The sequence below is a fragment of the Streptomyces sp. NPDC048603 genome (assembly GCF_043199475.1).
In the GTDB taxonomy this organism is placed as follows: Bacteria; Actinomycetota; Actinomycetes; order Streptomycetales; family Streptomycetaceae; genus Streptomyces.
In genome coordinates, this window is sequence record NZ_JBICVY010000003.1 from 608,544 (window position 1) to 624,697 (window position 16,154).

The 16,154-nt window shown below is 71.9% G+C and carries 14 protein-coding genes; 7 read left to right on the top strand and 7 right to left on the bottom strand.

Translation table 11 applies throughout. The annotated features are described in order from the left end of the window. Nucleotides 1–101: 101 nt before the first annotated feature. Both ACGFQ9_RS09495 and ACGFQ9_RS09500 read right to left on the bottom strand, forming a co-directional pair. Entirely contained in the window at nucleotides 102–1,751 is a 1,650-nt protein-coding gene (locus ACGFQ9_RS09495; protein WP_393572838.1) for a threonine/serine exporter family protein, read from the bottom strand. Nucleotides 1,752–1,906: 155 nt separating this feature from the next. Further along, nucleotides 1,907–2,398 (bottom strand): inorganic diphosphatase, encoded by a 492-nt coding sequence (locus tag ACGFQ9_RS09500; RefSeq protein WP_125541818.1) that lies wholly within the window; start codon nucleotides 2,396–2,398, stop codon nucleotides 1,907–1,909. 153 nt (nucleotides 2,399–2,551) lie between these two features. Here ACGFQ9_RS09500 and dacB point away from each other — a divergent pair, with 153 nt between their 5' ends. The 6 genes from dacB to folE all read left to right on the top strand — a co-directional run bounded on the left by dacB (nucleotide 2,552) and on the right by folE (nucleotide 10,044). Beyond that, nucleotides 2,552–4,030, top strand: coding sequence for a D-alanyl-D-alanine carboxypeptidase/D-alanyl-D-alanine-endopeptidase (gene dacB / locus ACGFQ9_RS09505; RefSeq protein WP_393572840.1), 1,479 nt, complete (start codon nucleotides 2,552–2,554; stop codon nucleotides 4,028–4,030). Nucleotides 4,031–4,097: 67 nt separating this feature from the next. After that, a complete protein-coding gene (locus ACGFQ9_RS09510; protein ID WP_393572842.1) occupies nucleotides 4,098–5,234 on the top strand; it encodes a zinc-dependent metalloprotease in 1,137 nt (378 codons plus the stop codon). Nucleotides 5,235–5,435: 201 nt separating this feature from the next. Continuing rightward, the gene (gene tilS / locus ACGFQ9_RS09515; protein ID WP_393572843.1) at nucleotides 5,436–6,452 is read left to right on the top strand and encodes a tRNA lysidine(34) synthetase TilS; all 1,017 of its coding nucleotides are present in this window, start codon (nucleotides 5,436–5,438) and stop codon (nucleotides 6,450–6,452) included. Nucleotides 6,453–6,492: 40 nt separating this feature from the next. Further along, nucleotides 6,493–7,032 (top strand): hypoxanthine phosphoribosyltransferase, encoded by a 540-nt coding sequence (hpt, locus tag ACGFQ9_RS09520; RefSeq protein ID WP_393573026.1) that lies wholly within the window; start codon nucleotides 6,493–6,495, stop codon nucleotides 7,030–7,032. Between the two features lie 227 nt (nucleotides 7,033–7,259). Then, complete coding sequence (gene ftsH / locus ACGFQ9_RS09525) at nucleotides 7,260–9,296, top strand: ATP-dependent zinc metalloprotease FtsH (protein ID WP_393572845.1); 2,037 nt, start codon at nucleotides 7,260–7,262, stop codon at nucleotides 9,294–9,296. 142 nt (nucleotides 9,297–9,438) lie between these two features. Then, nucleotides 9,439–10,044, top strand: a complete 606-nt coding sequence (folE, locus tag ACGFQ9_RS09530; protein ID WP_393572847.1) for a GTP cyclohydrolase I FolE — start codon at nucleotides 9,439–9,441, stop codon at nucleotides 10,042–10,044. A 78-nt stretch (nucleotides 10,045–10,122) separates the two neighbouring features. Here folE and ACGFQ9_RS09535 read toward each other — a convergent pair whose 3' ends face one another. From ACGFQ9_RS09535 to ACGFQ9_RS09550, 4 genes are all read right to left on the bottom strand, one after another. Next, a complete protein-coding gene (locus tag ACGFQ9_RS09535) occupies nucleotides 10,123–11,283 on the bottom strand; it encodes a hypothetical protein (RefSeq protein ID WP_393572849.1) in 1,161 nt (386 codons plus the stop codon). Nucleotides 11,284–11,377: 94 nt separating this feature from the next. Further along, nucleotides 11,378–12,361: an ABC transporter substrate-binding protein gene (locus tag ACGFQ9_RS09540; RefSeq protein WP_393572851.1), complete on the bottom strand. Its 984-nt coding sequence runs from the start codon at nucleotides 12,359–12,361 to the stop codon at nucleotides 11,378–11,380. Nucleotides 12,362–12,375: 14 nt separating this feature from the next. Next, nucleotides 12,376–13,068: an ABC transporter permease gene (locus ACGFQ9_RS09545; RefSeq protein WP_393572853.1), complete on the bottom strand. Its 693-nt coding sequence runs from the start codon at nucleotides 13,066–13,068 to the stop codon at nucleotides 12,376–12,378. Nucleotides 13,069–13,071: 3 nt separating this feature from the next. Beyond that, nucleotides 13,072–13,755: an ABC transporter permease gene (locus ACGFQ9_RS09550; RefSeq protein WP_393572855.1), complete on the bottom strand. Its 684-nt coding sequence runs from the start codon at nucleotides 13,753–13,755 to the stop codon at nucleotides 13,072–13,074. Nucleotides 13,756–13,897: 142 nt separating this feature from the next. Between ACGFQ9_RS09550 and ACGFQ9_RS09555 the strand changes: the two genes are divergently transcribed. Next, entirely contained in the window at nucleotides 13,898–14,860 is a 963-nt protein-coding gene (locus ACGFQ9_RS09555) for an ABC transporter ATP-binding protein (protein WP_393572856.1), read from the top strand. A 36-nt stretch (nucleotides 14,861–14,896) separates the two neighbouring features. Here ACGFQ9_RS09555 and ACGFQ9_RS09560 read toward each other — a convergent pair whose 3' ends face one another. After that, on the bottom strand, nucleotides 14,897–16,006 hold the full coding sequence (locus ACGFQ9_RS09560) for an alpha/beta hydrolase (RefSeq protein ID WP_393572858.1): 1,110 nt from the start codon (nucleotides 16,004–16,006) through the stop codon (nucleotides 14,897–14,899). Between the last annotated feature and the right edge of the window lie 148 nt (nucleotides 16,007–16,154).

The following is a 16,154-nucleotide window of genomic DNA, read 5'->3' on the forward strand; positions in this document are numbered from 1 at the left end:
CGGCACGCCAAGCGCTAGCCGTTCCTGCTTGCCCGTGCCCGGTGGGGCCGGTTCCGCCACGGCGGGCCGGCCCCACCGGCGTTCCCGGCCCGGCCGGAGGCTCAGAAGCCGCGGGTCCGCTTGGCCGCGCGGCGCTTGGCCGCACTCGCCGCCCCCGGCATGCGCATGAACAGCCGCGAGGTCTCCGACCCGAGGTTCACCCCGATCGCGATCGCCAGCGCGATGGCCGCAGCCTTCACCAGCGAGGCGAGACCCACGTCGAGCCGGTTCTCGGCGATCGACAGCAGCCCGTAGTACGTCGCCGAGCCCGGCAGCAGCGGGCCGATCGCGGCCGTGACGTAGGGCAGCGCCGAGGCGAACCGGTACCGCGAGAACAACTGCCCGAACAGGCCGACCAGGCCGGCCGCGATCGCGGTGGACGGCACCGGAGGGATTCCGCCGGCGGTGAGCGCCCCGAAGGTCACCCAGGCCACCCCGCCGTTCAGCGTCACGATCCACACCGTGGACCGCTCCTGCTGGAGCAGGATCGCGAAGGTGAACACCAGGACCATCGAGGCGGCGGTCTGGAGCAGCGGCCGGAACGGGATCTGCAGCACGTCGTCCGGGTCGGGCGCGGCGCCCATCTGGAGGCCCAGGTAGAGCACCGCGAGCACACCGATGATGATCCCGATGAACAGGTACATCACCTCCAGCAGCCGGGCGGAGGCGGTGATGTAGAAGCCGGTCAGGCCGTCCTGCACGGCCGCGACCAGGGCCCGCCCGGGCAGCAGGGCGAACAGCCCCCCGGTGATCACGGCGGAGGCCCGGACGTCGCTCTCGGCGAGCTTGAGGGCCACGCCGAGCGCGGCGGGCGGCATCGCGGCCACCACGAACTGGTAGAACTCCGGCAGCCCGCGGCCCGCGCAGACCCAGGCGAGCCGGTCACCGAGCATCGCTCCGATCGCGGCCGCGAAGAACACCAGCACGCCGCCGCCCACGAGCACGGAGGCGGCCCCGGCCAGCAGCCCGGCGGCGGCGGTGAGCACCCAGGTCGGGTAGGGGTGCCGGTTGCGGCGGATCTCGGCGAGGCGGCGGTACGCCTCCTCCAGCGTGATCTCGACCTCCGGCGCGCTGATGTCGTCCACCAGCCGGAAGACGGCGGCCAGCCGGGTGTAGTCGGTGCCGCGGCGGCGCACCGCCCGGGTGGCCGACACCGGGTGGTCCACCAGCGAGGGCTGGTGGGTGATCGACAGCACCGTGAAGGTGACGGTCGGCTCGCAGCGGTCCAGGCCGTAGCTGCGGGCCACCGCGAACATGGCGGCCTCCACGTCCTCGGAGCCCTCGCCGCCGGCCAGCAGCAGCTCGCCGATGCGCAGGGTGAGGTCCAGCACCCGGCCCACGGCCGGGCCCGCCTCGGAGGGCTTCTGCGCCGGTTCGGCCACCGGGCGCACGTCCACCGGCATCCGGAGCATGGTCCGCATCCGGTCCTGCCAGGGGGACTCCGTCATCCGGACCAGGGCGGAACCGGGTGCCTGCCCGGGGGTGTGCGCGGGCGGCGAGTGCGCCGCCCGGTAGGTGGCGGGAGGGGTGAACGCGGAGCCCCGGGGCTCGCCGGCAACCGGCCCGGCGCCCGGCGGGAGGGCGAATTCCGAGGTCGGGGCGTCCTCCGGGGCCACCGGCCCCGGCTCGATGCCCGGCGGTGGTGCGAACGCGCTGTGCGCCTCGTCCGACTTCGGCTTCCGGTCCTCGGACCCCTCGGCTTCCGCCGCCACACATCCTCCCGTCCTGGCACCCGGGTATCAGTATGCGGAACCGTTTCATCCATGGCGACGGCAGGCCGGGAGGCCCTCCCGGAGCGGACCGGACACGCCGACGGGCGGCACCCCCCGGTGGGGATGCCGCCCGTCGGCGTGCTCAGGCGCGGGGCTCAGTGGCCGCCCTGCTCCTGCAGACGCTTGAAGGAACGCTCGATCTCCGCCTCGGCCTCGGTGCGGCCGACCCAGTTGGCGCCCTCGACCGACTTGCCCGGCTCCAGGTCCTTGTAGACCTCGAAGAAGTGCTGGATCTCCAGGCGGTCGAACTCGGAGATGTGGTGGATGTCGCGCAGGTGCTCGACACGCGGGTCGGAGGCCGGCACGCACAGCAGCTTGTCGTCGCCGCCCGCCTCGTCGGTCATGCGGAACATGCCGATCGCGCGGCACTTGATCAGGCAGCCCGGGAAGGTCGGCTCGTCCAGGATGACCAGCGCGTCCAGCGGGTCGCCGTCCTCGCCGAGCGTGTTCTCGACGAAGCCGTAGTCCGTCGGGTAGCTGGTGGAGGTGAACAGGCGACGGTCCAGACGGATCCGGCCGGTCTCGTGGTCCACCTCGTACTTGTTCCGCGAACCCTTCGGGATCTCGATGGTGACGTCGAACTCCACGTCCTGCTCCTCCGTGTCACAGCTCATTGCTTACGAGTGATAGCGCGTCCGGCCCAGCCCTGGGGCCGGGGTGCCATGCTCGCGGCAAGACGCAGTGGTTAAGTGTCCCTCACGCATGTACGTGATCGCGAAAGGGGCTGGTCCGAGGTGCCAATGATCAGAACCTGGCAGCTCGTCCTGGGCTCGGCCGCCGCGGGCCTCGCCCTGTCGGCCGCCGCCGTGGTGACAGCGGGTCCGTGGGACTCCGGCCAGCGTAAGGCCGAGCGGGAGCGGGCCGCCTCCCGGAGCCAGGCGGGTGGCGCAGATCACGGGGAAGCACGGCTTCCGCAGGCCGCGCCGAGCGCCCCGGCGGTGCTCGCCGGCATCGGCCCGGTCCTCCCGGCCGGCCCCGGCGCCTCCGGCACGCCCGCCGCCCCGGCCGCCCCGCCCGCGCCCGCCGGGGACCCGGCGGCCCTCGCCGCGGCCCTGCAGCCGCTGCTGGCCGACCCCGCGCTCGGGGGACTGCGTACCGCCTCCGTCGTGGACACGGCGTCCGGCGCCGTGCTGTACGAGTCCCGGCAGGGCGAGGCCATGACCCCCGCCTCCACCACCAAGATCGCCACGGCGGCGGCCGTGCTCGCCGCCGTCGGCCCCGAGCACCGGATCAGCACCACCGTGGTCGCCGGGCCCGGCGCGGGGCAGATCGTGCTCGTCGGCGGCGGCGACCCCTCGCTCACCGCCAGGAAGAAGGCCCCGGCCGGATCCGGCGGCAGCCTGGTCGCGCTGGCCGCCGACACCGCGCAGGCCCTCAAGGCCGCGAACACCACCTCCGTCACCCTCGCCTACGACGACACGCTGTACTCCGGCCCCGTCGTCCACCCCATCGGCGCCGAGAACGGAAACCTCGCGCCCGTCACCGCCCTGACCGCCGACGAGGGCCGGCCCGACGACTCCGTCTCCGGGCCGGTCGCCCGCAGCCAGAACCCCTCGGGCGACACCGCCGCCGCGTTCGCCGGCCTGCTCCGCGAACGCGGCATCAAGGTCACCGGCGGCCCCGCCCGCGGCAAGGCCCCCGCCGGCGTCGCCCCGCTGGCCACCACCCGCTCCACCCCGGTCGGCGCACTCGTCGAACGGATGCTGACCAACAGCGACAACGACATCGCCGAGGCCCTCGCCCGGCAGACCGCCCTCGCCTCCGGACAGCCCGCCAGCTTCGAGGGCGCGGAGAAGGCCGTGGCGAACAAGCTGGCCGGCCTCGGCCTGGACCTCGGCGGCAGCCGGTTCGCCGACGGCAGCGGCCTGAACCGGGCCGACAAGCTGTCCGCCGGCCTGCTGACCCGGCTGCTCGCCAAGGCCGCCGACCCCGCCCACCCCGAGCTCCGGCCCGTCCTCACCGGCCTGCCGGTGGCCGGCTTCAGCGGCACCCTGCGCGCCCGCAACGCGGGCGACTCCCCGGCCGCCGGACTCGTCCGCGCCAAGACGGGCACCCTCACGCGGGTGAACGCCCTGGCCGGCACCGCGGTGTCGCCCTCCGGACGGCTGCTGTCCTTCGCCTTCCTCGCCTCGGACACCGGCAACGCCCAGGCCGCCGAGAAGGCCCTGGACAACCTCGCGGCCGCGGTGGCCACGACGGGGGAGGAGACCTCCGGCTGATCCGGCCGCCCACACCGGCCCCGTCCGCGGGGCTCCGCCCGGGCCCGGGTCCACGTACGGTTGACGCATGACGAGCATCGGTGGTGCGGAGATGGTCGACTGGAACCTCGCGGTGGCGACCGCGATCCGCCTGGTGCGGCCCGGCCCGGAGGTCACCCGGGACGAGGCCCGGGCGGTCGTGGCGGAACTGCGCGCCTACGCCAGGGACTCGGAGCGGCACGTACGCGAGTTCACCCGGATGATCCCCGAGGGAACACCCGTCGAGGACACCCCGGTCCTCGTCGTGGACCGGGCCGGCTGGGTCCGGGCCAACGTGGCCGGCTTCCGGGAACTCCTCGGCCCGCTGCTCGGACGGATGCAGGAACGCCGCGGCAGCGCCCCCGGCGGCGCCGTGCTCGGCGCGGTCGGCGGCAAGGTCACCGGGGTCGAGCTGGGCATGCTGCTCAGCTTCCTGGCCTCCCGGGTGCTCGGCCAGTACGAGACCTTCGCGCCGGTCTCCCGCGACCTGCCGGGCGCCTCCGGCGGCGGCCGGCTGCTGCTGGTCGCGCCCAACATCGTCCACGTGGAACGCGAACTCGACGTGGACCCGCAGGACTTCCGGATGTGGGTCTGCCTGCACGAGGAGACGCACCGTACCCAGTTCACCGCCGTCCCGTGGCTCCGCGACCACCTGGAGGGCGAAATCCAGTCGTTCCTCGGCGCCACCGACATGGACCCGATGACCGTCCTGGAACGGCTCCGGGAGGCCGCCCAGTCCCTGGCCGGCGCCCGGCCCGAGGGCGAACGCGGGGACGAGGGCAGCTCCCTCGTGGAACTCGTCCAGACCCCCGAGCAGCGCGAGATCCTCGGCCGCCTCACCGCCGTGATGTCCCTGCTCGAAGGCCACGCCGACTACGTCATGGACGGGGTCGGCCCGGACGTGGTGCCCTCCGTCGCCGAGATCCGCGAGAAGTTCCAGAAGCGCCGGGCCAGCGGCGCCGGCCGGCTCGACGCCGCCCTGCGCAAGCTCCTCGGGCTCGACGCCAAACTGCGCCAGTACCGGGACGGCGAGCGGTTCGTCCGGGCCGTGACCGGCCAGGTCGGCATGGACGGCTTCAACCGGGTCTGGACCTCCCCGAACACCCTGCCCACCAAGGCGGAGATCGCCCGCCCCGCGGACTGGGTGGCCCGGGTGCACCGCAAGGGGACCGGAGAAGAGGCGTAAACATGTCCCACTGGGGGAAACAGCATCACCCTTCCGAGGGACCGTGGGGCGTGGAAGGGCGTGCGATGCTCAGGGAACGGCTCTGTTCTGTCACCATCGACGCACTCTGAGTGACATATCGGCGGCGGCGCGCACCACACGGCCGTCCCTGCCGACAAGCCACCCGACTCGGCATTCGAACTCCACCGAAGGGCACCGGACATGGGTCCCCATCCTGCGGTCGCGGCGATACGCCTGGCGGTACGCCGCGTACTCCACGACGTCCTCACCGACCTCACCCCCCGGCCGGACGGGCAGCAGCCGCTCGTCCTCGTCGCCTGCTCCGGCGGCGCCGACTCCATGGCGCTCGCCTCCGCCCTCGCCTTCGAGGCTCCCAAGCTCGGCGTCCGGGCCGGCGGCATCACCGTCGACCACGGGCTGCAGACCGGCTCCGACCTGCGCGCGGCCGAGGTGGTCGTCCGTATGACCGCGCTCCGCCTGGACCCGGTGGAGTCCGTCGCGGTGAGCGTCGGCCGCACCGGCGGGCCCGAGGCCGCCGCCCGCGACGCCCGGTACGCCGCCCTGGACGAAGCCGCCGAACGGCTCGGCGCCGCCGCCGTGCTGCTCGGACACACCCGCGACGACCAGGCCGAAACCGTCCTGCTGGGCCTCGCCCGCGGCTCCGGCATCCGCTCCCTGTCCGGCATGGCCGAGGTCTCCGGCGGCCCCGGCCGGACCGGCCGCTACCGCCGCCCCTTCCTGCAGGTCGACCGGCAGACGGCGCGCAAGGCGTGCATGGTCCAGTCCCTGCCCGTCTGGGACGACCCGCACAACGCCGACCCCGCGTACACCCGCTCCCGCCTCCGCCACGAGGGACTGCCCGCCCTCGAGAAGGCCCTCGGCAAGGGGGTCGTCGAGGCCCTCGCCCGGACCGCCCAGCTCTCCCGCGACGACGCCGACGCCCTCGACGCCTGGGCCGCCGAGGCCCACACCGCCGTACGGGACGAGAGCGGCCGGCTGGAGTGCGCCAAGCTCTACGCGCTGCCGCCCGCCGTCCGCCGCCGCGTACTGCGCCGGGCCGTGGTCGCCGCCGGGTCCCCCGCGGGCTCCCTCTTCGCCCGCCACATCGAGGAAGTGGACCGCCTCATCACCGGCTGGCGCGGCCAGGGAGCGATCAACCTGCCCGGCCGCGTCGAGGCTCAGCGGCAGGGTGGCAGACTTGTCATTCGGCAGGGCTGATGGCTCAACGAAAGTGATGTAGCGGGTGGACGTGAAGGACATGGGTGCCGACCTCAAGTCGGTGCTCATCACCAAGGAAGAGATCGACGCGAAGCTGGCCGAGCTGGCCGCGAAGATCGACGAAGAGTACGCGGGCAAGGACCTGCTCATCGTCGGTGTCCTCAAGGGCGCCGTGATGGTGATGGCGGACCTGGCGCGTGCCGTGTCCACCCCGCTCACCATGGACTGGATGGCGGTGTCCTCCTACGGCGCCGGAACCCAGTCCTCCGGTGTGGTCCGCATCCTCAAGGACCTCGACACCGACATCAAGGGCAAGCACGTCCTGATCGTCGAGGACATCATCGACTCCGGTCTGACACTTTCCTGGCTGCTGTCGAACCTGGGCTCCCGCGAGCCGGCCTCCCTCGAGGTGGTCACCCTGCTCCGCAAGCCCGAGGCCGCCAAGGTCGCGATCGACGTCAAGTGGGTCGGCTTCGACATCCCCAACGAGTTCGTCGTGGGCTACGGCCTCGACTACGCGGAGAAGTACCGCAACCTGCCGTTCGTGGGCACCCTCGCCCCGCACGTCTACGGCGGCTGACGAACGGAGCGGCGGCCCCACGGGCCCGCGGGGAACCCGGCGAAGCCGGGCGTGACCCGGGGGAACCATGGGGCCGTGCCCGCCGTTGGAGCATGAGATAGCGGGTCTGTCAGCCGTCCCGTCGGGCCGCGGGTGACAATTCAGGGGTACATTCCGAAGAACAGCCTTTACTCACAGCAGCATTTACCTACGGGCAGGAGGGACGGGGCGATCACCGCCCCGTATGGATGGACGTGAAGCGATACTTCCGTGGGCCGGTCATGTGGATCGTGCTGGCTGTCCTCGCCGTGGTCGTGTTGATGAATGTCGTCGGCTCCGGCGGCGGCTACAAGTCGGTGGAGACCAGCGAGGTCGTCCAGGCGATCAACCAGAACCAGGTGCAGACGGCCAAGCTCACCACTGGTGACAGCCAGATGATCAAAATCGAGCTGAAGGACGGCCAGCAGCTCGGTGACAACAAGGGCACCAAGTTCCAGGCCAACTACATCGGCGACCAGGGCGTCCAGCTGGCGAAGACCCTGGACGAGAAGGTGGCGAGCAAGGAGCTGCCGGACGGTTACACCGTCTCCCCCGACAAGACCAGCCCGTTCCTGAGCGTGCTGCTGTCGCTGCTGCCCTTCGTGCTCATCGTCGTGGTGTTCCTGTTCCTGATGAACCAGATGCAGGGCGGCGGCTCCCGGGTGATGAACTTCGGGAAGTCCAAGGCCAAGCTGATCACCAAGGACACCCCCAAGACGACGTTCGCCGACGTCGCGGGCTCGGACGAGGCCGTCGAGGAGCTCCACGAGATCAAGGAGTTCCTGCAGGAGCCGGCCAAGTTCCAGGCCGTCGGCGCCAAGATCCCCAAGGGTGTGCTGCTCTACGGCCCGCCCGGCACCGGCAAGACCCTGCTGGCGCGCGCCGTCGCCGGCGAGGCGGGCGTCCCGTTCTACTCGATCTCCGGTTCCGACTTCGTCGAGATGTTCGTCGGTGTCGGTGCCTCGCGCGTCCGTGACCTGTTCGAGCAGGCCAAGGCCAACGCCCCGGCGATCGTCTTCGTCGACGAGATCGACGCCGTCGGCCGGCACCGCGGTGCGGGTCTCGGCGGCGGCCACGACGAGCGCGAGCAGACCCTGAACCAGCTGCTCGTCGAGATGGACGGCTTCGACGTGAAGGGCGGCGTCATCCTGATCGCCGCCACCAACCGCCCGGACATCCTCGACCCGGCCCTCCTGCGCCCCGGCCGCTTCGACCGGCAGATCGCCGTCGACCGTCCGGACATGCAGGGCCGCCTGGAGATCCTCAAGGTCCACCAGAAGGGCAAGCCGGTCGCCCCGGACGTCGACCTCTCGGCCGTCGCCCGCCGCACCCCCGGCTTCACCGGTGCCGACCTCTCCAACGTCCTGAACGAGGCCGCGCTGCTCACGGCCCGCTCGGACCGGAAGCTGATCGACAACCAGATGCTGGACGAGGCGATCGACCGCGTCGTGGCGGGCCCGCAGAAGCGGACCCGGATCATGTCGGACAAGGAGAAGAAGATCACCGCGTACCACGAGGGCGGTCACGCCCTGGTCGCGGCGGCTTCCCCGAACTCCGACCCGGTCCACAAGATCACGATCCTGTCCCGCGGCCGGGCGCTGGGCTACACCATGGTCCTGCCCGACGAGGACAAGTACTCGACCACCCGCAACGAGATGCTCGACCAGCTGGCGTACATGCTGGGCGGCCGAGCGGCCGAGGAGCTGGTCTTCCACGACCCGACCACGGGCGCCGCGAACGACATCGAGAAGGCGACCGCCACCGCCCGCGCGATGGTCACCCAGTACGGCATGACCGAGCGCCTCGGTGCGATCAAGTTCGGCGGGGACAACACCGAGCCGTTCCTCGGCCGTGAGATGGCGCACCAGCGCGACTACTCGGAAGAGGTCGCGGCGCTGGTCGACGAAGAGGTCAAGAAGCTCATCGAGACCGCGCACAACGAGGCCTGGGAGATCCTGGTCGAGAACCGGGACGTCCTCGACAACCTCGTGGTCGCGCTGCTGGAGAAGGAGACGCTGGGCAAGGAGGAGATCGCCGAGATCTTCTCGACCATCGTCAAGCGTCCGGCCCGCCCCGCGTGGACCGGTTCCTCCCGCCGCACCCCGTCGACCCGTCCGCCGGTGCTCTCCCCGAAGGAGCTCCAGCTGACGAACGCCGCGAACGGCATCTCGGCGAGCACGGCCGTGTCCCCCGTCTCCGCGGAGAAGAGCCTTGAGGTGGCCCCGGAGGACCGCCCCGAGAGCTGACCGCGACCGACGAGGCCGGCCGGCGGATGCCGACCGGCCGATCGGCCCGGAATGGATGCCGCGCCCCCCAGGTTCTAGCCTGGGGGGCGCGGCATTTTTTCATCGGCATGCCCGCGAATGCGAACACAGGAACGAGGCACAGATGACCGACCCAGTGACCCTGGACGGCGAGGGCACGATCGGCGACTTCGACGAGAAGCGCGCCGAGGCGGCCGTCCGCGAGCTCCTCATCGCCGTCGGCGAGGACCCGGACCGCGAAGGTCTGCTGGAGACCCCGGCACGCGTGGCACGGGCCTACCGGGAGATACTCGCCGGCCTGTGGCAGAAGCCCGAGGACGTCCTGACGACGACCTTCGACCTGGGACACGACGAGATGGTCCTGGTCAAGGACATCGAGATCGTCTCGCTCTGCGAGCACCACCTGCTGCCGTTCCACGGAGTCGCCCACGTGGGCTACATCCCGGCGGAGTCCGGCAAGATCACCGGCCTGTCGAAGCTGGCGCGGCTGGTCGAGGTGTTCGCCCGCCGTCCGCAGGTGCAGGAGCGCCTCACCACCCAGATCGCGGACTCCCTGATGGAGATCCTGGAGGCCCGGGGCGCCATCGTCGTGATCGAGGCCGAGCACATGTGCATGTCCGTGCGCGGCATACGCAAGCCGGGCGCCAAGACCACCACCTCGGCCGTCCGCGGTCAGCTGCGTGACGTCGCGACCCGCAACGAGGCGATGAGTCTGATCATGGCCCGCTGACCCTCCGGGGACGCTTCGGGGGCGCCCCGGAGCGTCCTGCCGGCGCCGCCGAGGCGGTGCCGCGGGCCCCGCTGGGGCCTAGGAGATGGCGGTGCGGAGCTTGGCGACGTTGATCGGCTCGGTCTCGTCGTGTTCCGTCAGGTCGATGACCTGGGCGGGGTCGGCGGAGGTGGAGGCTTCCGAGCCGGTCGCCTCGGTCGGCTCGACGGCCTCGGCCGGGGCGGTGGCGGCGGGCTGAGTGATCGATTCTGCGGGGGTGGGCGGGACCGGGGCGGCGGTGGCGGCCTTGTGGGCCGCGAGGGCCTCCTCGCCCACCACGTCCGCCAGGTCCTCGTGCTGGACGGCCTCGATCGCCGCGCGGGCCCGCGCGGCGCCGACACCGGCGCCCGCCTTGCTGCCGAAGAAGTCGAAGCCGCCCTCGGCCCGGGAGGCCGGGCGCCGGGAGGCGGCGTACGGGGCGATCGTCGCGGCCGGGCGCCGGGCGGGGAGCCCGGACGGCGCGACCGGTGAGGCAACCGGGGAGGCGACCGGGGAGGCCAGGCCGGACGGTGGGACCGGGGCCGGGGCCGCGGGAGCCGCGGGAAGGGCCGCAGTGGCGGGGGTCCTGGCCGCCGGGAGCTTCCGCTCGCCCTTCCGGGCCAGGGCGACCATCGCCGCGTGCGCCCGCGCGAAGCCCACCGCGGTGGCCGCGCCCGCGGCCGTGCGCTCCTCGGTGGCCGCCGCGATCTCCTTGGGGCCCGACGTGCCGGCCCCGCTCCCGGCCCCGCTCCCGGCACCTGCCTCGCCCGCCTCGATGGCCAGCAGCCGGCGCCCCTCCAGGGCGCTCGCCCGCTCCGTCTCGGCCGTGGCGTAGCGGCGCAGCAGCGCCGCATGTTCGCCGCGCAGCCCGGCCAGCTCGACGCGCTTGGCGCGGAGCTTGGCGTCCAGCTTGGAGCGCAGCGCCCGGGACTCCTCCAGGTCGGACTCCAGCTCGGCTATGCGTTCCTCGGTCCGCCACTCGTCCTTGGTCCGCTCGCGGGCGAGTTCGGCGACCCGCCGCCCCGCCGCCCGGTCCCAGGTCCGCAGGAACACCGCGCCGGCGATCCCGGTGGCCGCGGCGAGCGCCGCCAGAAGCCGCAGCACCAGGCTCTCCTCGGGCACCCAGGCCACGACGGCGCTGGTGAACGAGACACCGGCGATCGCCGAAGGCGTGAGAAGCCGGTGCAGGGGTTCGGGATTGCGGTGGCGTCCACGGGGCATGGCCAGAAATTTACAGGGAGTGGACCTCGTGTGGGGGGCCCGCCGGGCAATCTGTTTCCCGGCGGGGCCCCCAGGCGAGGTCCACGCCCGTGTTTCAGTTCTTCAACAGGCCCTTGGACTGGAGCCAGGCCTTCGCGACATCGGCCGGCTTGGCCCGTTCCGTGTCCACCTTGCGGTTCAGCGCGACGAGGTCTTCCGTGGTGAGGGCGTCCGTCAGCTTGCCCAGCACGGCCGCGATCTCGGGGCTTCCGGCGTCCTTCGCGTTCACCACGGGGAGGATGTTGTCGGCGTTCTGCAGCTTCTTGTCGTCCTCCAGCAGGACCAGGCCGAAGCTCTCCAGGGTGGCGTCGGTGGTGGTGGTCAGCACCAGCTGGTCGACCCCGTCCTTGACCGCCTGCTTGGACTGCGGAGTTCCGACGCCCTTCGGGTCAATACCGGAGACGTCGATTCCGTATGTCGACTTCAAGCCGACCGCGCAGAAGGGCCGGACGGCGCATTCGTCACCGGCCGCGATCTTCACCTTCAGGCCGGACCTTCCGAGGTCCGAGAGCGTCTTGAGGTTGTTCTTCCCGGCGAATTCCCTGCTCACCGCGAACGCGTTCTGGTCCACCGCCCTGCCGGCCGGGAGCGCCTTCAGGCCCAGCGGGGCGCCCAGCTTCTCCAGGGCCGCCGTGGTCGCCGCGACGTCGCCGGACGCGACCGGCTTCTCCTCCGGCGCCTTCGGGCCGTTCACCTTGGCGTTGAGGAACTCCGCGAGGGTGGCCGCGTACTCCGGCACGATGTCGATCTCGCCCTTCTCCAGGGCGGGCTCGTACAGTTCGCGGTTCTTCACGGTGGTGATGGAGGCGCCGTACCCGGCGTCCTTCAGCAGCTGTGCGTACAGCTCGGCCAGGATGCCGGACTCGGTGAACCCGGCCGCCCCGATCACCAGCTTGCCCTTGGACCCGCCGGTGCCCCCGGCCCCCGTACCGCCGCCGTCCTTGGACTTCTCCAGGCTGTCGCCGCCGCAGGCGGTCAGGGACGCGGCCAGCGCCAGCGCGCCCAGCGAAGCGCCGAGGACCCGCGTTGCCTTGCTCATTCTCTGCTCTCCATTCAGGGCGCCCTTCGGATGGTCCGACGGCGGGCGGGCGGTGCCAGCAGCCGGTCCGCCGCCACCAGGAGCCCCTCGACCAGCAGCGCCAGCAGGGCCACCAGCAGGGCGCCCGCGATGACCTGCGGGGTGTTGTACGTGTTGAAACCCGCGGTGATGATCCGGCCCAGGCCCCCCTGGCCGACCATCGCCGCGACCGTGGCGGTGGCGACGACCTGTACGGCCGCCGTCCGCAGACCGGTCATCAGCAGTCCCCGGGCGAGCGGGAGTTCCACCCGCAGGAACAGCTGCCCGCCGGACATGCCCATGCCGCGGGCCGCCTCGACCACCGAGCGGTCCACCTCGCGCATGCCCGTGTACGCGTTGGTGAGCAGTGGCGGCACCGCGAACAGCACGAGCGCCGTCACCGTGGGCACGTACCCCGCGTTGCGCAGCGGGGAGACCATGAACAGGGCCAGCACCGCGAAGACCGGCACGGCCCGGCCGGCGTTGGAGACGTTGACGGCGAGCGCGCCGCCCCGGCCCAGGTGCCCGAGGGTCAGACCGACCGGCAGCGCCACGGCGCATGCGATCAGCAGCGCCAGGCCGCTGACGTACGCGTGCTCGGCGAGCCGGTGCCAGATCCCGTTCTCCCCGGCCCAGTGGGAGCCGTCGGCCAGCCAGTCCCAGGTCCCGCCCAGCAGTCCGCCCGCCATCGCTCAGGCTCCCTTCGCGACGCGGGTCCACGGCGTCAGCAGCCGCTGCAGGCCGAGCAGCAGCAGGTCGGCGGCGAGGGCGAGCAGCACGCAGAGCACCGAGGCGGTGAGCACCTGTGCCTTGAAGGAGCTGTCCACGGCGGGGGCCAGCAGGTTGCCGAGGCCGCCCTTGCCGACGATGGACCCGACGGTGGTCAGCGCCACCGTGGAGACGGTGGCGATCCGGACCCCGGCGAGCAGAGCGGGCAGTGCCAGCGGGAGTTCCACCTGCCAGAACAGGCGGGCGGGCCCGTACCCCATGCCGCGGGCCGCCTCCCTGACCTCCTCCGGTACGGCTTCCAGGCCGGCCAGCACGTTGCGGACCAGGATGGTCAGCGAGTACAGGACCAGTCCCGTCACCACGAGCGCGGTGGCCGCGGACAGGCCGAACACCGGGAGCAGCAGGGAGAACATGGCCAGCGAGGGGACCGTGTAGAGGAGCGTCGACAGGCCGAGCACCGGGGCGGCGTACCGGCGGCCGCGGCGGGCCAGCAGGGCGAGGGGGACGGATACGGCCACGCCGATGGAGACGGCCGCCAGGGTGATGCCGATGTGCTGGAGGGTGGCGTCGGTCAGTTCCTGGCTGCGGCTGCGCACGTATTCCCAGCAGATCCAGTCGTTCGCCACCAGGCAGTTCCGTGCTGCCACGCCCTCACCCCCGTCGCCGAACTCGTGTACGCCCGTGCACCGCAGTGACCATAACCCCCGGGTGCGACGGTGGCCTGAATCTTTCGCGACCGGGCAACACACCTTTCACACAACGGTGGTCCGGGTGGGCAATGATGATCGGGTGATCCGATTCGAGCAGGTGACCAAGAGGTACGCCGACGGGACCACCGCCGTCGCCGGCCTCTCCTTCGAGGTGGCGGAGGGCGAGCTGGTGACGCTGGTCGGGCCGTCCGGCTGCGGCAAGACGACCACGATGAAGATGGTCAACCGGCTGGTCGAGCCCACCGAGGGGCGGATCCTGCTGGGTGGCGAGGACATCGCCGCGGCCGACCCGGTCGAGCTGCGCCGGCGGATCGGGTACGTCATCCAGCACGTCGGGCTGTTCCCGCACAAGACGGTCCTGGAGAACACCGCGACCGTGCCGCAGCTGCTCGGCACGCCCCGGGCGCGGGCCCGGGCGCGCGCCGCCGAGCTGCTCGAACTCGTCGGCCTGGACCCGGCGGTGTACGGCGGCCGGTATCCGGAGCAGCTTTCCGGAGGGCAGCGGCAGCGGGTCGGCGTGGCCCGGGCGCTCGCGGCCGATCCGCCGGTGCTCCTGATGGACGAGCCGTTCGGGGCCGTGGACCCGGTGGTCCGGGAGCGGCTGCAGAAGGAGTTCCTGGCGCTGCAGAAGTCGGTGCGGAAGACCGTCCTGCTGGTCACGCACGATCTGGAGGAGGCGGTCCGGATGGGTGACCGGATCGCGGTCTACGGGCAGGGCACCATCGAGCAGTTCGCCGCTCCGGCGGTGGTGCTGGCCGAGCCGGCCAACGACCTCGTGGCCACGTTCGTGGGGTCCGACCGGGGGCTGAAGCGACTCGCGGTGACCCCGGTGACGAAGGCCGACCTGGAGGCCGCGGACGGGGCGCTGCCGGGGGCGTCGGTGGAGCTGGGAGCCTCTCTGCGGGAGGCTCTGGCGCTGCTGCTGCAGGAGGACTCGGGCCGGATCCGGGTCACCGACCCGGCCTCGGGCGCGCCGGCCGGAGTGCTCACCGCGGAGGGGGTGCACCGGGCGCTGCGGCGGACCCGGGTGCCGGGGGCCTGACCCTGCCGGGTCAGGCACGTCCGGCCGGGCGCCGGGTCAGGCGTGGATGCGGCCGCTCATCCACTCCAGCATCGGCGGGATCTCGCGGCGCCAGGTGTTGAAGTTGTGGCCGCCGCTGTCGAGGATGATCGAGGAGACCCGGTCCGGGCCCTTGACCGACTTGATGAACTTCTTGGTGTCCGTCAGGTTGCCCTCGCCGGTCTCGCTGCTGGTGACCAGGAAGGACGTCCCCGTCGGCGGCTTGTTCTTCAGGCTGTGCAGGACGTCGGCCCGCTTCTTCAGCTTGTTGTCGCCGTGGAACAGGTCGCCGGTCGTGGCGTCGCTGGGAGCCTCGTAGTACGCGGACAGCCCGGCGCCCGCGCCGAAGGTCTGCGGGTAGTGCACGGCCATCTTCAGGGCGCAGTAGCCGCCGGTGGAGTTCCCGATGAAGCCCATGTTCTGCGGCTTGTCACCGACCCGGAAGGTGGTCTTGATCGCCTGCGGCAGGTCCCTGGCGAAGAAGGTCTCGGTCTGCGGGCCGCCCGGTATGTCCACGCACTCGGTGTCCCGCGGCGGGGCCACCGTCGGACGCAGCATGACCAGGATCATCGGCTTCATCTTGCCCGCCTTGGCCTGCTTGAAGGCCGTCATCGGGTAGTTCAGCCCTTTGATCAGGTTCTCGGCGGTGCCCGGGTAGCCGGTCAGCACGATGGAGGCCGGGAAGTTCTGCTTCTCGTACTGCGGCTGGAAGTACTCCGGCGGCAGGTACACGTACCCCGGGCTGTTGATCTTGGACTTCTCCCCCGATATGGCCACCTTCAGGATCTGGCCGCCGACGGCCGGCTTGGCGCCGCCGGGGATGTCCAGCTGCTGCTTGTCGACGACCTTGATGTCCCTGCTGCTCATCGAGTGGTCGACGACCTTGCCCATCTCGGTCTGCTGTCCGAACAGGTCCGCCCAGGATCCGTAGAAGAGGAAGGACTTGTTGGCCGCCAGGCCGACCGCCGAGAACAGCGCCAGCTGGGTCGCGAGCAGCAGGCCGATCCGGCCGGTGATCGCGCGCCAGGTGCGGCCGGACAGCCGCGGCCAGAGCCAGACCGTGGCCGCGAAGAGCAGCACACCGGCAACGATGGCCAGGACCAGGACCGTATTACTGGTGAGACCCATGAGAGTTATGCCGACTTTCTGGAGGGCGGGTCGAGTTTTTCCGCAAAGGGAGTGAACCCGCTGACCCGCGATGCCGTCCTAGTGGACGCAACACCCCGGGAGCCGTCGCGGCTTTCGGCCACATGATCTCTCGCGGAGCAACGGGAAG

Excerpts from the sequence above, each read along its gene's own strand:
- dacB (WP_393572840.1), top strand. The coding sequence starts at position 2,552 with ATGATCAGAACCTGGCAGCTCGTCCTGGGCTCGGCCGCCGCGGGCCTC.
- ACGFQ9_RS09510 (WP_393572842.1), top strand. The coding sequence starts at position 4,098 with ATGACGAGCATCGGTGGTGCGGAGATGGTCGACTGGAACCTCGCGGTG.
- tilS (WP_393572843.1), top strand. The coding sequence starts at position 5,436 with ATGGGTCCCCATCCTGCGGTCGCGGCGATACGCCTGGCGGTACGCCGC.
- hpt (WP_393573026.1), top strand. The coding sequence starts at position 6,493 with ATGGGTGCCGACCTCAAGTCGGTGCTCATCACCAAGGAAGAGATCGAC.
- ftsH (WP_393572845.1), top strand. The coding sequence starts at position 7,260 with ATGGACGTGAAGCGATACTTCCGTGGGCCGGTCATGTGGATCGTGCTG.
- folE (WP_393572847.1), top strand. The coding sequence starts at position 9,439 with ATGACCGACCCAGTGACCCTGGACGGCGAGGGCACGATCGGCGACTTC.
- ACGFQ9_RS09535 (WP_393572849.1), bottom strand. The coding sequence starts at position 11,283 with ATGCCCCGTGGACGCCACCGCAATCCCGAACCCCTGCACCGGCTTCTC.
- ACGFQ9_RS09540 (WP_393572851.1), bottom strand. The coding sequence starts at position 12,361 with ATGAGCAAGGCAACGCGGGTCCTCGGCGCTTCGCTGGGCGCGCTGGCG.
- ACGFQ9_RS09545 (WP_393572853.1), bottom strand. The coding sequence starts at position 13,068 with ATGGCGGGCGGACTGCTGGGCGGGACCTGGGACTGGCTGGCCGACGGC.
- ACGFQ9_RS09560 (WP_393572858.1), bottom strand. The coding sequence starts at position 16,006 with ATGGGTCTCACCAGTAATACGGTCCTGGTCCTGGCCATCGTTGCCGGT.